This is a genomic window from Campylobacter sp. 2014D-0259 (genome assembly GCF_008000505.1).
GTDB classification, from domain to species: Bacteria; Campylobacterota; Campylobacteria; order Campylobacterales; family Campylobacteraceae; genus Campylobacter_D; species Campylobacter_D jejuni.
The window spans coordinates 1-15,305 of sequence record NZ_VOAQ01000014.1; the positions used below are offsets into that span (position 1 = coordinate 1).

Annotated in this window: 16 protein-coding genes; 9 read left to right on the forward strand and 7 right to left on the reverse strand. The window is 31.5% G+C overall.

From position 1 onward, the window contains the following. On the reverse strand, positions 1 to 1,081 hold a 1,081-nt coding region (locus SR63_RS02320; protein WP_187106436.1), incomplete at its 3' end, for a cache domain-containing protein. Positions 1,082 to 1,272: 191 nt separating this feature from the next. On the opposite strand from SR63_RS02320, the gene zupT reads away from it, so the two are divergent. After that, a complete protein-coding gene (gene zupT / locus SR63_RS02325) occupies positions 1,273 to 2,148 on the forward strand; it encodes a zinc transporter ZupT (RefSeq protein ID WP_002851840.1) in 876 nt (291 codons plus the stop codon). A 23-nt stretch (positions 2,149 to 2,171) separates the two neighbouring features. On the opposite strand, the gene SR63_RS02330 is transcribed toward zupT, so the two are convergent. The 6 genes from SR63_RS02330 to ilvE all read right to left on the reverse strand — a co-directional run bounded on the left by SR63_RS02330 (position 2,172) and on the right by ilvE (position 8,821). After that, positions 2,172 to 4,688, reverse strand: coding sequence for a molybdopterin guanine dinucleotide-containing S/N-oxide reductase (locus SR63_RS02330; RefSeq protein ID WP_010891848.1), 2,517 nt, complete (start codon positions 4,686 to 4,688; stop codon positions 2,172 to 2,174). 10 nt (positions 4,689 to 4,698) lie between these two features. Continuing rightward, on the reverse strand, positions 4,699 to 5,274 hold the full coding sequence (locus SR63_RS02335; RefSeq protein ID WP_147498345.1) for a cytochrome c3 family protein: 576 nt from the start codon (positions 5,272 to 5,274) through the stop codon (positions 4,699 to 4,701). Between the two features lie 480 nt (positions 5,275 to 5,754). Further along, positions 5,755 to 6,264: a DUF2393 family protein gene (locus SR63_RS02340; protein ID WP_002864577.1), complete on the reverse strand. Its 510-nt coding sequence runs from the start codon at positions 6,262 to 6,264 to the stop codon at positions 5,755 to 5,757. Beyond that, positions 6,264 to 6,794, reverse strand: coding sequence for a DUF2393 domain-containing protein (locus SR63_RS02345; protein WP_002858737.1), 531 nt, complete (start codon positions 6,792 to 6,794; stop codon positions 6,264 to 6,266). Before SR63_RS02345 ends, SR63_RS02340 begins: the two co-directional genes overlap by 1 nt. 11 nt (positions 6,795 to 6,805) lie before the next feature. Then, a complete protein-coding gene (locus tag SR63_RS02350; protein ID WP_002854522.1) occupies positions 6,806 to 7,894 on the reverse strand; it encodes a prohibitin family protein in 1,089 nt (362 codons plus the stop codon). Positions 7,895 to 7,906: 12 nt separating this feature from the next. Then, complete coding sequence (gene ilvE, locus SR63_RS02355) at positions 7,907 to 8,821, reverse strand: branched-chain-amino-acid transaminase (RefSeq protein WP_002857493.1); 915 nt, start codon at positions 8,819 to 8,821, stop codon at positions 7,907 to 7,909. 175 nt (positions 8,822 to 8,996) lie between these two features. Between ilvE and SR63_RS02360 the strand changes: the two genes are divergently transcribed. From SR63_RS02360 to mreC, 8 genes are all read left to right on the forward strand, one after another. Further along, positions 8,997 to 9,203, forward strand: coding sequence for a 4-oxalocrotonate tautomerase family protein (locus tag SR63_RS02360; RefSeq protein WP_002857551.1), 207 nt, complete (start codon positions 8,997 to 8,999; stop codon positions 9,201 to 9,203). Beyond that, a complete protein-coding gene (bcp, locus tag SR63_RS02365) occupies positions 9,200 to 9,655 on the forward strand; it encodes a thioredoxin-dependent thiol peroxidase (RefSeq protein ID WP_002851665.1) in 456 nt (151 codons plus the stop codon). The genes SR63_RS02360 and bcp overlap by 4 nt, the downstream gene beginning before the upstream one ends. After that, positions 9,655 to 10,746, forward strand: coding sequence for an epoxyqueuosine reductase QueH (locus tag SR63_RS02370; protein ID WP_002865940.1), 1,092 nt, complete (start codon positions 9,655 to 9,657; stop codon positions 10,744 to 10,746). Before bcp ends, SR63_RS02370 begins: the two co-directional genes overlap by 1 nt. Before the next feature lie 94 nt (positions 10,747 to 10,840). Beyond that, a complete protein-coding gene (fabZ, locus tag SR63_RS02375) occupies positions 10,841 to 11,281 on the forward strand; it encodes a 3-hydroxyacyl-ACP dehydratase FabZ (RefSeq protein WP_002851782.1) in 441 nt (146 codons plus the stop codon). Continuing rightward, on the forward strand, positions 11,281 to 12,072 hold the full coding sequence (gene lpxA / locus SR63_RS02380; RefSeq protein ID WP_002854387.1) for an acyl-ACP--UDP-N-acetylglucosamine O-acyltransferase: 792 nt from the start codon (positions 11,281 to 11,283) through the stop codon (positions 12,070 to 12,072). Before fabZ ends, lpxA begins: the two co-directional genes overlap by 1 nt. Beyond that, complete coding sequence (clpX, locus tag SR63_RS02385; protein WP_002864582.1) at positions 12,065 to 13,288, forward strand: ATP-dependent Clp protease ATP-binding subunit ClpX; 1,224 nt, start codon at positions 12,065 to 12,067, stop codon at positions 13,286 to 13,288. Before lpxA ends, clpX begins: the two co-directional genes overlap by 8 nt. An 11-nt stretch (positions 13,289 to 13,299) precedes the next feature. Continuing rightward, the gene (locus SR63_RS02390) at positions 13,300 to 14,340 is read left to right on the forward strand and encodes a rod shape-determining protein (protein WP_002851700.1); all 1,041 of its coding nucleotides are present in this window, start codon (positions 13,300 to 13,302) and stop codon (positions 14,338 to 14,340) included. Next, positions 14,330 to 15,079: a rod shape-determining protein MreC gene (gene mreC, locus SR63_RS02395; protein WP_002877813.1), complete on the forward strand. Its 750-nt coding sequence runs from the start codon at positions 14,330 to 14,332 to the stop codon at positions 15,077 to 15,079. Before SR63_RS02390 ends, mreC begins: the two co-directional genes overlap by 11 nt. The last annotated feature ends 226 nt before the right edge of the window (positions 15,080 to 15,305 follow it).

A 15,305-nucleotide genomic window follows, 5' to 3' on the forward strand; every position in this document is an offset into this window, starting at 1 on the left:
CATTGATAGCATTTGAGATTTGTCCAAATTCATCATTGCTTTTTACTTCTATAGTAGAAACATTTTTTGTTTTATGGTTGATAAAATCAAAGAATGAAGTTAAACCTGTTTGGATAGCTGCAAGTGGGGAGAGGCTTCTGCTGATTAAAAATCTAATCAAGATTAAAGCTATGATTATAGCTATAATACCGACTATAACTTGTTTCATTAAAATGGAATTAACAGCGGAAGTATAGTTACTATCTAAAGTTACAGCACAAATACGATATAATCCATTGGAACTTGTATCGCACATTGCTTCATATTTGATACCTTTATCATCAAATACAGGAAAAAGAATATCTCTCTTATTTAGATCTATATATTCAGGGTTTTCTTTTATGGTGTTAGCAATATTAACGCTTAAAGTGTTTTTTGTTAAAATTCTATCAAGCACTTCGTGAAAAATAATTCTTCCTTCAGAGTCATAAACAGCAGCATAAGTAGTTGATGAGTGTCCTAAAGATAATACATCTTTGGAAAATTTATCTAGATTGTAATCGCCTCCAACGAAAGCTATAAGTTGATTATTTTTATAAATAGGGAAAACATAAGTTATACCAATCTCTTGATCTATAGGGGATTTATATGGTTGAGTTATTGTGATGCCTTTGTTATTTTTTGCTTCTTGATACCAAATTTGTTTTGTAATGTCAAAATTTGATTTTTTATCTAAAATTGTTCCATTTGACAAAAGCATTTTGTTGTTTTTATCAAACGCAATAAAAACAATATCAAAATCAAACGCCTTCTTAAAAGAATCTAGAAGCAGTGAAATATTTTCATCTTCTAATTTTTTAGCACTTTCATATGCTAGAACCTCTATAGCTTTTTGCTTGCTTTTGGAATAGTTTTCAAAAGTTACTTTAACATCATCCATAGTTTTTAATTGATTTTCTTTTAGCAATTCATATGTGTGATTTTTGGCATCAAAGTAACTAACAGCACTTGTGATTGCTAAAATTAATACAACTAAAATTCCAACCCATAGTGTAAGCTTGGCTGAAATTCCAACGGATTTACCTGAATTTATTTTTTGCATTATAACTCCTATATTTATATTGAAAATAAAATAAAAATATTATTCTAGCAAAAAATAAGAGAAAAAGCGTATAAAAAGTGAATTTTTTACATAAAAAATCAAAAATTTTTAATTATTTTGTATATTTTTACCAAGTATTAACTTTTTATAAATATAAAGAGTTTTAAAATATTATTTATTTAAGAATATTAATGCAATTTACATTCGAACAAATTTTTATCGCAATGCTATTGACTCTTTTTGCAGGTTTTTCTACGGCTATAGGTTCTATAATAGCCTTTTTTTCCAGAAAAGATGATTTAAGAGTGCTTTCTTTGGGGCTTGGTTTTTCAGCTGGAGTAATGATATACATTTCTTTCATGGAAATTTTACCTACTGCACTTAAAGATTTTAAAAATCACTATGATTCGCATTGGGCTGAGCTTTTGGGATTAGCTTGTTTTTTTGGTGGAATTTTAATATCTTTATTGATTGATAAATTAATCCCCGAAGATGTCAATCCTCACGAACCTAAAGAGGATTTAAGCGAGTTAAAAATTTGTCCCTTACCCCAAAAAGGACAAAATCCTCCGAAATTTCATCCTGGAGAAAAGTTGCATCAGATCAATACTAAAGCTTTAAAACGTACAGGGATTTTTACAGCTTTGGCTATTGCTATACATAATTTCCCAGAAGGTTTTGCTACTTTTATTTCAAGTCTTGATAATCTTACTTTAGGAATTGCTATAGCTATAGCTGTGGCTATACACAATATCCCAGAAGGTTTGGCTGTGAGTTTGCCGATTTATCATGCTACAGGAGATAAGAAAAAAGCTTTTATTTATTCAGCTCTTTCGGGTTTTGCAGAGCCTTTGGGTGCTTTTGTTGGAGCTTTGATTTTATTGCCTTTTATAGGCGATCTTACTTTAGCTATAAGTTTTGCTGTGATTGCAGGAATTATGGTTTTTATATCTCTTGATGAGCTTTTGCCCGCTGCAAAAACTTATGATAAGGCTCATGATAGTTTATATGGACTTATAGCAGGAATGGCAATAATGGCTTTGAGTTTAAATTTGCTTGGACAATAGAAAGCCTTGCGGCTTTCTTAAATTTAGTTCGCACCTTTTGGGGCGCTAAAGGCAGTAAGTTTTGGTAGTTCACCTTTGAATTTTTCTATATTTACGAGTCCTGTGTGAGAGATATTGCCATTGGCAAGTTTTGAAGTTGGTATATCCATGGTTAAAACATTTGCATTTCCACATTTGCAAAGTCCGTTTTCATTAGGATCATACCAAGCACCTTCGCAAAGTCTTACAACCCCTTGCATGATTTCATCACTTACAACCGCCCCTGCTAAAACTTCACCGCGTTTATTAAACACACGCACTACATCGCCATTTTTTATACCAAGTTTTTTTGCATCTTTGGAATTGATTAAAATCGGCTCTCTATCTTTTATTGCATAAGTATCTCTTAAGCTTGTGTGGCAAAGTTGAGAGTGCAAGCGATCTCTTGGGTGATTTGTAAGCAAGTGGAAAGGTGCTTCTTTGCTTGCATTTCCAAGCCATTCAATAGGCTCAAACCAAGTAGGGTGGGCTTTGCAATCATCATAATTATAATTTTTAATCGTTTCTGAGTAAATTTCAATGAGTCCTGAATCTGTACCCAGAGCATTTAAGATAGGATCTTCTATAAATTCTGAAAAACGAGTCCATTCTAAACTTTCAGCTGTTGGTTCAAAAGTGATTGGTTCATTTTTAGCCCAAAATTCTTCAAAACTTGGCATAGGAGTAGCAAAAGCTTCGCCAAAACTTTGAGTTTGTTTTAGGGCGCTATTGTAGTATTCTTTGATGAAATCTTTAGCTTTTTTGCCATTTTCTGTGTAGGCATTAAAGACATCTTTTCCATAAATTTTGCAAATATCAGAGAAAATTACATAATCATCTTTGCTCTCACCCACAGGCTCAACTGCTTGTTTCATAGGAGCTATATGCATATTTGAATAATCTCCTGTCATGGTAATATCATCTCTTTCATAAGATGAAGTTACAGGCATAACAATATCTGCCATTTTAGCTGTTGGAGTCCAGTAAATTTCATTTACCACAACGGTGCGTGGTTTTCTCCATGCTTTTACATTAGTGTTGGTATTTTGATGATGCACTAAAGGATTTCCACCTACCCAGTAGATAAAATCAATATCAGGATAAGTGATTTTAGCACCATTATGATCTATGGTTTTTCCAGGATGAAGTAAAGCATCAGCGATTCTTGCTACAGGGAAAGAATAACTCGCTGCATTTTGAAGCCATTCTGCACCTTCGCTTGAAGCTTCTGCTTTGCTTAAGCCTTTAAATTTACCATTTTTCCAAATCCCTAAGCTACCTGCTGTCATACCGCCGATCACTCCGCCTTTGCAAGTTGGAACACCACCATTGCTGTAATGGTAGCTTAGTCCAAAACCACCTCCTTTTGTGCCGATTTGTCCTAACATCGCACAAAGAGTAACTAACATCCAGTGAGGCTGTTCGCCATGATGTGCTCTTTGCATACCCCAACCACTCATAATCATAGTAGAATTATCATAAAAAGTTTCAGCTAAATTTTTGATAGTTTTTTCATCGATACCGCAAATTTTACTTGCCCATTTGGTATCTTTTTTAACTCCATCTTCTTTGCCTTCTAAATAGTCTTTAAATTTATCAAAGCCTGTAGTGTAAGTGTCTAAAAACTCGTAATTGACTTTTTTCTTAGCGATTAAATGGCTTGCCATGCCCATCATTAAAGCTACATCGGTATTTGGGCGTGGAGCTATCCATTTGGCATTTAAAAATTTTGCTGTAGTGGTTTTTACAGGATCTATACAAATTACTTTGATTTTACTGTCTTTAAGTTTTTCAAAATATGCCAAACCTCTTTGTTCGTTTGAAGTCCAAGCTATACGTAAAGTAGAAAGTGGATCAGCACCCCAAATCACAACATATTTAGAATCACTTAAGATATTTTCCCATGAGGTTTGTTGCTCATAAACTTCAATCGATCCTACAACATAAGGCATAATCACTTGAGAAGCTCCTGTAGAATAGTCCCCTGTAGCTCCTACAAATCCACCTGTTACATTTAAAAATCTATGAAGCAAGATACGTGAGTTTTGCATATTTCCACTTGATTTCCAGCCATAACTTCCACCAAAAATCGCACTTGCGCCTTTACTATCTCTTGTTTTTTTAAGTTCTTTGGCGATGAGTTTGATCGCTTCATCATAACTTACGCGAACAAACTCATCTTTTCCGCGAAGTTCAGGTTTAGGATTGTCAGGATTTTCAAGGTAGGATTTACGCACATAAGGGTACTTCACACGAGATTTATAAACCATATCGGCGGTATAGTGCTGTAAAGGATTATCCATTTTTGTAACTTTTTCCCAAGGTTCACTTTTTACTATTTTGCCATCTTTTATAGTAAGTTTTAAAATCCCCCAGTGTGCTGCGGTGATCACTTCTCCATTTTTTACAAGTCCGAGGCTAACTTTTGAAGCTTCTACGGTTTTTCCTGCACTTAAGCTTGGAATGAGAGGTAAAGCACTTAAGCTCGCTCCAATTTTTAAAAATTTTCTTCTATCTAGCATGCTTTTCTCCTTATTTTGTTTTAAAATCTTTTGCGTTTTTTTGTAAGTATTCTATAACTAGCCATCTGTCTTTTTTATCAATACCTGTTCTATCAGCCATAGAACGGAAAATTGCAGGCCAAGCATTAGCTGTAAATTCTTTTTCTTTGTGGATAGCGTGGCAAATTCCGCAGTTATTTACAAAAAGCTCTTTGGCTCGATTTAACATTTCTTTATTGTCTTTGACAAATTCTTTTTTATCTGCCCAAATTTCAAGGCTTACCTTATCCCATTTGCCATTTTTTCCAGTTATTCTTTGAGAGAAATTTAATTTTGTATTTTTAGAAAAAGCTGCAACAATAATTCTTTGAGAGTCATTGAAATAAATCACAGAAGGTGCTTTAGGATTTACATAACCATCAATTTTTAGCAAAACCCTGTTATTTTCGCTTTTTAACACTTCAAAAGGATTTGTAGGTAAAAGTTTTCCTATGACTTTAGTATCATCTTTATTAAGATAAAGCGATACAACTTCATCGGTATAGGCGGTATTTTTTGCCCATAAACATGTCGCTAGGACAACAAAAGAAATGAAAATTTTTTTCATTACTAATTCCTTAATATAAATTTGATGTAAATGTATTTTAATACTATGCAATTTAATTATTACTTAATTGTATAATTTTTACTAAGATTACTTATTTTTGGTGCTTTAATATTATTCTTTATTGATATAATAAATTTGAGTTAATTATATTTTACTTATTGTTTTTTAGAAAAGATAAAACTTCAATTATAAAAAAAGTTTGTTTTGAGCCCAGATTAATACTTCTGAGCCCATTTCGATCTCGTTGAGTTTTAAGATATAAGCTTTTTATAGCTTTATTTTCCCTCCCATTTTTAACTCTCATTTAGCAAAGTGCTTTTAGATTTAAAGGTTGATTGACTCCTTATCTTCTATATTAATAAATATTATATTAATAAAACTTAAATTATTATTAATATTTATATAATTTATAGCGGAATTATTGTTTTGTTATGTGAATAATTAATGTATTTTAGAATTTTTGCTAGTTGATTTCTTGAATCAAATACATTTTAAGGTGTGATAAAATTCAGGATTATTAAAAGTTGGAGGAAAAGGAACGCTAGCTCTAAATTCTTTATAGGTATTACCCGGGAGTGTGTCTATGATTTCTATAGTATAAGAAACACTTGTATTTTGCATTTTAGCGTTACGGATATTTTTATCATTGAAAATTTCACCTCCTACTTGTTGTTGGTTTAATATGCTAAGTATCAAATAGCATTTTTTGATTTCAAATTTAGTAAGATTTTGAACTTTTCCACTTACTATAACGCTTTCATGTCTTAGATCTCTTGTGTAGGTTAGTTTGCTAAGATCGGCTTGAGTGGTGAATTGATTGATTGTTAGAAAAATAGAATATATCAAAAGTGCGGTAAAAATAGTAGCTATGGTATAAGAAATCAAAGCCATTTCTTTCTGTTTGACTTTTAGAAAGATTAAAATACAAATCAAGGCAAAGCAAATAAGTAAAATGATAAAAGCTATAATATGAAAAATCGTAAAATGCATTAAAAACACTCCGAAACTAAGCGTATGGTATAGTTATTTTCATAGTTAAAATTTTCAAAAGCAATTCTTTGAACTTGGGTTGCGTTTTTCTTTAGATCTTTAATTTCTCTACTTTTTTGTCTAAAAGGGATAAATTTCTTTTTATATTCTTCTATGATATTATCATTAGGTATTTTATCTGCAAAAATTTTAGCTGTAATTTTACATTCTTTAAAATTATTTTTTGAATTATTTGTAATGTTAAAATCAACAATTAAATCATTTGAGCTTTGTATCATTTTTTGATCTGTAATAGCGATTTTTCGAGTTCTTACTTCATTGTCTATTAGTTTATACCCATAGATATAAACTAAAAAACAAATAATAATATCAAATGCAATAATAAAAAGTGCTGCTATAGGTCTATGGCGTAAAAATACACAAAGAAGTAAAACACAAGTGAAGAGAAAAAAAACTAATAAAATCAGCATATAATCTACTAAATATAAATGAGTAGTGTAAAAAAGCACGATTTCTCTTAGTTTCTCCACTTGTGTATCCTTTAGTTCATGTTGGCAGCACTTTGCTTTTTAGCATCTTTGGTATCAACCCAAATGTTTGGCACTGCTCCACCTGGAGTTAAGAAAATTTTAGCATCTTGATTGACTTTTAAAGCTTCATTAAATTCTTTTTGAGTTTCAATTTGTTTTAAATTTAGCAAAGGGGTGTTTAGGCTGTTTGCGATTTCTTTGTTAGAATAAGCTTGTGCATCTGCTTCTATTTTAACAGCCATAGCTTTACCTTTGGCGCTGATTATGGTTGCATTTGCTTCCCCTTCAGCTAAAGCAGCTTTTTTTAAGGCTTCTTGATTAGCTCTTTCTACTTCATATTTAGTTCTTTCAGCCTCTTGTTTTGCAATTTGCACGCGTTCGATTTGTTCTTTTACTTTTGAAGGTAAAATAATTTCTCTAAGTTGTACAGCGCGAAGTTCTACAGGTTCGTTTGGTTGGGCTTCTATGGTTTTTCTTATACCTTCTTCTATTTGAGCGGCTATTGTATTACGATTAGTAGGAAGTTCTTCGGCTGTATATTTTCCTACAACACTTCGCACTACATCACGAACAACTGGATCGATAATTTTATTTTCCCAATTTAAGCTCCAAGTAGCTATGGTTTGAGGAACTTGCAAAGGATTTAAACGGTATTGTACTGTAACATCAATAGATACAGGCAATCCACGAGAATCAAGTACAGAAATACTATTTTTATTAATAACACCTGAACCTGAAGATAAATTTTCATTACTTCCCTCTATAGAAGCATAGTTGATTTGTCTTACTCTAGTATCGATTATGGTTATTTTTTGTACAAAAGGTAAGAAAAAGTGAAGTCCTGGTTCTAATGGATTTGGGTCATATTTACCTGTTGTTGATTTAATCCCCATTTCCCCAGAATTTATCACCATAAAAGGTTTTGCAACGATTAAAAATAAGATAATAATAATCACCCCATAAACAAATGGAGAGAATTTCCCAAAACCTTTAAAATTAAATTCTGGTGCTTTGAAATTGAAATTTTGACGGTTGTTGTTTCCGTTATTGTTAGAATTTCCATTTTTTTTATTGAAATAATCATTCAAATCAGCTGGCATTTATTTCCTTTTTTAAATATAAGTTAGCATAGATGCGTATTTTTCATTGCGTCCATAAACTACATCAAAATAAGCATCTTGAAGTTTTTTAGTTACAGATCCTCTTAAACCATTTCCTATTATTCTTGCATCAATATTGTTAATAGGTGTGATTTCAGCGGCTGTTCCGGTAAAAAATGCTTCATCAGCAGTATAAACTTCATCTCTTGAAATTCTTTGGCGAAGCACGGTGATACCAAGATCATGAGCGATTTTAAGCACTGTATCTTGAGTAATGCTTTTTAAAGAAAAATCATTTGGAGGTGTGATTAAAACCCCATCTTTTACAATAAAGAAACATTCTCCTGTTCCTTCTGCGATAAAACCTTCTTCATCAAGCATCAAAGCTTCTTCATAGCCTGCTTCAATTGCTTCAAATTTTGCAATTTGAGAGTTAAGATAATTCGCACTTGCTTTAGCTTTTCCCATGCATGATTTAACACTATTTCTTGCAAAAGACGAAATTTTTACTTTTATGCCTTTTTCTAAACCTTCTTCTCCAAGGTAAGCACCCCATTCCCAAGCTGCAATTCCAACTCTTACAGGAGCTTTTATATGATAAAGTCCCATAACTCCATCGCCTAAGAAAATCAGAGGACGGATATAGACATTGCTTTGAAAATTGTTTGCTTTTAAGAGTTCAATTTGTGCATTTTCAAGATCTTTTTGAGAAAAAGGACAATTTAAAAGAGTAATTTTTGCAGACTCTAAAAGTCTTTTGGTGTGATCTTCAAGTCTGAAAATTGCTAAGCCTTTATCTGTTTTATAGGCTCTAGTTCCTTCAAAAACAGCATTGCCATAATGCAAAGAATGGGTTAAAAAGTGCAAAGTTGCATCTTTAAAATCAACTAATTTTCCATCCATCCAAATTTTATCTGCTGAGATCATTTTTTTACCTTTTATAGTTGTTTATTTCTTAAAAAATATTATTTTAAGAATAAATCGGGATTTTATCAAAAATATACTAACAATAAGCTTTTATTAAATTAAGGCTTTTTGTTAAAAAAAATATTAGGTATTTTTTGAAATAATTATGAAAAATTATCGTTAAAAAGGAGAAATTATGCCATTAGTAAATATCAAATTAGCAAAGCCGTCTTTAAGCAAGGAACAAAAAGCGGAACTTATAGCTGATATTACCGAACTTTTAAGCACGAAATATAATAAAAGTAAAGAAAGAGTTGTTGTGGTTTTAGAAGATGTGGAAAATTATGACATAGGCTTTGGCGGAGAAAGTGTAGAAGCTATCAAAGCAAAGGCAAATAAATGAGTTTAAATATAGGAGATAAAGCACCTCAGTTTGAGCTTTTAAATCAAGATGGGGTAAAAATAGCATTAAAAGATTTTATTGGCAAAAAGGTGATTTTGTATTTTTATCCAAAAGATAATACCCCAGGTTGCACTACAGAAGCTTGTGATTTTAGTGCAAATTATGATAAATTTGGTGGTAAAAATGCGGTGATTATTGGTATCAGTCCTGATAGCGTGGCAAGTCATGAAAAATTTATCTCTAAATTTGATTTAAAACATATTTTACTTAGCGATAGTGAAAAAGAAGTTGCTAAAGCTTATGGAGCTTGGGGGCTTAAGAAAAATTACGGAAAAGAATACGAAGGTCTTATTCGTTCTACTTTTGTTATCGATGAAACAGGTAAGATTGCTCAAATTTATAGTAATGTTCGTGTAAAAGATCATGCTTTAAAAGTGCTTGAAAGTCTTTAATGCTAGTACATATTTGTTGTAGCGTAGATAGCCATTATTTTATTGAAGAACTTAGAAAGACTTATCCTGATGAAAAAATCATAGGATATTTTTATGATCCAAATATCCATCCTTTAAGCGAATACGAACTAAGATTTTTAGACGTAAAAAGATCTTGTGATAAACTTGGCATCAAGCTTCATAAAGGTGAGTATGAGTATGAAAAATGGCTTAATGCTGTGCGTGGTTATGAAGATGAGCCTGAAAAAGGTGCAAGGTGTGAAATTTGCTTTGATGTAAGAATGGGATCTAGTGTTAAATTTGCTGCTAAAATAGGAGAAAAAAAGCTTACTACTACGCTTTTAACCAGCCCTAAAAAAGATTTAGAACAGTTAAAAAATGCTTTACAAAAAGAATGTGAGCCTTATGGGGTAGAGTTTTTAGCTCCTGATTTTCGTAAAAATGGTGGCACTCAAAGGCAGTTTGCTTTAGCAAAAAAAGAAATGCTTTATCATCAAAACTATTGTGGTTGTATTTATGGGCTTAAAAAACAAAAACAAGATAAGAATTTTATTGATGAATTAATGTCTCCTGTAAATAAGCAAATTTTACCTGCAAGTATAGAAGCAAGAATAGCTCTTTATAAAAAAGTAGTTTTATGGGAAAAAAAGGGTATAAAATTTCAAATTTTAAGAGAGAAATTTTTAAATTATCGTCTTTTAAGCGCTTTGATAAAATTAGATAAAAAGCCCGTTAAATCTCATATTTTATTTTATTCGCATTTTAAAAACGCTTATACAAGATTTTCTTTAGATGAGGAAAATTTAAAACAAAATTTAAAAGAAGGCTTTTATAGAAGTACCAAAGATGAAATGGTTTTTGTGGAATTTTGGCGTTTTAATGCGTTTTTTAAAAACAAATGGAAAAATTTTGAAGATTTTTTAAAAAAACCTTTAAGTATTCAAGCAGAAGTTAGATGGCGCAATAAATTGTTTGGAACTTATAATCTTAGCCCTATTATCATCCTTGAAAATATTTTACCTTCAAGATATGAAGTGATAGCAAAAAGTGAAATTTATCATGATAATCAAGAGGTGCTTGCAAAAATTTAAGAAATTTATTAAGAAAAACTTTTTTTGTTAATGTAATTTTTAATGATTTTTTTATATAATAAAATTTTTAATTGTTTTCAAGGTTAATTTAATAATGATAGATGTAATGCAAATTCAAGAAATCTTACCACACCGTTATCCTTTTTTACTAGTAGATAAAATTACAGAATTAAAAGTTAAAGAAGTGGTGCGAGGATATAAAAACATCAGTATAAGTGACCATGTTTTTATGGGACATTTTCCAGGGCATCCTATTTATCCTGGAGTTTTGATTTTAGAAGGTATGGCTCAAACAGGTGGAGTTTTAGCTTTTGAAAGTATGGAAGATAAAGTGGATCCAAAAAGTAAAGTAGTTTATTTCACAGGCATAGATGGAGCAAAATTTAGAAATCCTGTGCGTCCTGGAGATAGGCTTGATTATGAAATGAGCGTGGTTAAAAATCGTGGTAATATGTGGATTTTTAAAGGGCAAGCTTTTGTAGATGGAAATTTAGTTGCAGAGGCCGAGCTTAAAGCTATGATAGTGGATAAATAATGAAAAAAATTCATCCAAGTGCGGTGATTGAAGAGGGTGCACAACTTGGTGACGATGTTGTAATAGAAGCTTATGCCTATGTAAGCAAAGATGCTAAAATAGGTAATGATGTTGTCATCAAACAAGGTGCTCGAATTCTTTCAGATACAACTATAGGTGATCATTCTCGTGTATTTTCTTATGCTATAGTAGGCGATATTCCTCAGGACATATCTTATAAAGAAGAGCAAAAAAGCGGTGTTGTTATAGGAAAAAATGCAACTATTAGAGAATTTGCAACGATAAATTCAGGTACAGCTAAAGGAGATGGTTTTACTCGTATAGGCGATAATGCTTTTATTATGGCTTATTGTCATATTGCTCATGATTGTCTTTTAGGTAATAATATTATTTTAGCTAATAATGCAACTTTAGCAGGACATGTAGAGCTTGGAGATTTTACGGTTGTAGGCGGGCTTACACCTATTCACCAATTTGTCAAAGTAGGTGAGGGTTGTATGATAGCAGGAGCAAGTGCACTTTCTCAGGATATAGTACCGTTTTGTTTAGCAGAAGGAAATCGTGCAAGTATTAGAAGTTTAAATTTAGTAGGTATTCGTCGTCGTTTTGATAAAGATGAAGTAGATAGACTTAGTAGAGCTTTTAAAACTTTATTTAGACAAGGAGATTTAAAAGAAAATGCTAAAAATTTGCTTGAAAATCAAGAAAGTGAAAATGTTAAAAAAATGTGCCATTTTATATTAGAAACAAAGCGCGGAATTCCTGTCTATAGGGGTAAAAATAATGCCTAGAAAATGTAGTTTTTGCAATGAAGTGGAGAATCCACAAAGAAGGATTTTAGCAAATGAAAATGATGATGCTTTTATTTGTGAATATTGCGTTGAAGGTGCTTATAGTATTATTTATGGAGAAGAAAAAGAATTTAAAGAACCTAAACAAAGCCATAATACAGAATTTAAAGATATCACTCCAAAAGAATTAAAAGCTTATCTAGATCGTTATGTCATAGGACAAGATAGAGCTAAAAAAGTTTTTAGCGTTGGAGTATACAATCATTATAAAAGACTTTTTAAAGCCGAACTTCAAGATGATGATACAGAGCTTTTTAAGTCAAATATTTTACTTGTTGGGCCAACAGGAAGTGGAAAAACTTTATTGGCACAAACTTTAGCTAAATTTTTAGATGTACCTATAGCAATTTGTGATGCAACTTCTTTAACTGAAGCAGGATATGTAGGTGAGGATGTGGAAAATATTTTAACACGTCTTTTACAAGCTGCAGATGGAGATGTGCAAAGAGCTCAAAAAGGTATAGTTTTTATTGATGAGATTGATAAAATTGCTAGAATGAGTGAAAATCGTTCTATTACTCGTGATGTAAGTGGAGAGGGAGTGCAACAAGCTTTACTTAAGATTATCGAAGGAAGTTTGGTCAATATTCCACCAAAAGGGGGAAGAAAACATCCAAATCAAGAGTTTATACAAATTGACACTTCAAATATTTTATTTGTTTGTGGTGGAGCTTTTGATGGTTTGGAAACTATCTTAAAAAGAAAACTTGGCGATAAAGTTGTGGGCTTTTTTGACGATGCAAAAGAAGAAAATAAAGCTTTACTTGAGAAAATTGAACCTGATGATTTGGTGCATTTTGGTTTGATTCCTGAGCTTATAGGTCGTTTGCATGTGATTGCATCTTTAAATGAGCTTAATGAAGAAGATATGGTAAGAATTTTAACTGAGCCTAAAAATGCCATTATTAAGCAATATCAAAAGCTTTTTGCTATTGATGGAGTGAATTTAAAATTTGAAGAAGATGCTCTAAGAGCTATCGCACAACTTGCATTGGAGAGAAAAACAGGGGCTAGGGGGCTTAGAAGTATTATAGAAGAAATGATGGTAGATTTAATGTTTGAGTTACCAGAGTATAAAGACTATGATATTGTAATAACCAAAGAAGTTGTTAAAGACAATGCAAAGGCATTATTAATAAAAAGAAAAATAAGTTAAAAAGGATAGAAATGATATTAGATCAGCTTATAGGATTTTTTTCTAGTGATATGGGGATTGATTTAGGAACAGCTAATACGCTAGTTTTGGTAAAAGATAAGGGTATAGTGATAAATGAGCCTTCTGTTGTGGCAGTTGAAAGAGAAAGGTATGGTTCCAAAGCAAAAATTTTAGCCGTAGGTAAAGAAGCTAAAGATATGGTGGGAAAAACTCCAGGCAATATTGAAGCTATTCGTCCTATGAAAGATGGCGTGATTGCAGATTTTGATATGACTGAAAAAATGATCCGCTATTTTATAGAAAAAACACACCGTAGAAAAAGTTTTTTACGCCCTAGAATTATCATTTCTGTTCCTTATGGTTTAACTCAAGTAGAAAGAAAAGCGGTAAGAGAAAGTGCTTTAAGCGCAGGCGCAAGAGAGGTATTTTTGATTGAAGAGCCTATGGCAGCAGCTATTGGTGCAAGTTTACCTATACAAGAGCCTAAAGGAAATTTGGTAGTAGATATAGGGGGTGGAACTACTGAGATTGGAGTGATTTCTTTGGGTGGACTTGTGATTTCAAAGTCTATTCGTACGGCTGGAGATAAGCTTGATATGAGTATAGTTAATTATGTAAAAGAAAAATACAATCTTATCATAGGTGAAAGAACAGGCGAAGAGATCAAAATCACTATAGGTTCAGCAATACAACTTCCAAAAGAGCTTTCTATGGTGGTAAAAGGACGCGATCAAGTAAGTGGACTTTTAAGTCGTATTGAACTTACAAGCGAAGATGTAAGAGAAGCGATGCGTGAGTATTTAAAAGAAATTGCTGATGCTTTAAAAATGGTTCTTGAAATGATGCCGCCTGATTTAGCAAGTGATATAGTAGAAAATGGTGTAGTTTTAACAGGTGGCGGAGCATTGATTCGTGGTCTTGATAAATACTTAAGTGAAATTGTACGTTTGCCAGTTTATATCGCAGATGAACCGCTTTTAGCTGTAGCAAAAGGAACAGGTAAAGCTTTAGAGGAAATTTCATTATTGCAACAATTAACCAATGAAGAATAAGATTTTTTATGTTCTTGTCTTAGCCTTTTTGGTTTTTATATCTTTTTATTATGGAGGACTTATTAAGCAAAATGTTCTCCGTGTTAATGATTTTGTTATAGGTAATTTTTATAATATTAAAGATTATTTGGGAGAAAAAATTTCAGAACACTTTAATCAAGCAAATCAAATTCAGCAACTAAAAGCTAGAAATAAAGAATTAGAAGATATTGCTGTAAAGGTAACTAGTTTTGCAAATCAATTAAATCGTATTTTAGAGGATCAAAATTCTACAAAATATTTACCTCAAGTTTCTTTAACTAGAGTTATTTCTTATGTTCAATTGAATGATTATAAAAAATTGTGGTTAGATTGGAGTAAAATTCCCGTTGGTAAAAATCGTGGTTTGATATATCAAGGATATACTGCAGGTATAGCTATTAATAAAAATGGTAGAGCAATGGCTCTTTTACAAGGTGATGATCAGTGTGTTTTTTCTGTTTATATAGGAAAATCCAAAGCTCCAGGTTTAATCCAAGGTGAAGATGGCAGGATTGTGGTTAAATTTATTCCAAAATGGGCAAAAATTAATATCGGAGATGAAATTTTAACAAGTGGACTTGATAATATTTTCTTTTCAGATATACCTGTTGGGATTGTGAATAGAATTGATGATGAAGATATGTATCAAAGTGTAGAAGTAAAGCCTTATGTTAAGATTAGTATTCCTGCTTATTTATATGTAGTAGATAATTTATAAGTCAAGGATTAGACTTTTTAAAAATTTTCTATATTTTTGCTAATTATTATAACTTTGTTTAATGCTAAAAATTTTGTTAAATTATCAAATAAATTTTTATAATCGAATGAGAATTTTATAAAAAATCTTAAATTTATTTATGTATTATTTCCTAGATTAAAAGCAGAGTGTTTATTTTTTAAAATTATATCGATAATTTCAAAGTTTATAAAACTAATTTTTGTTA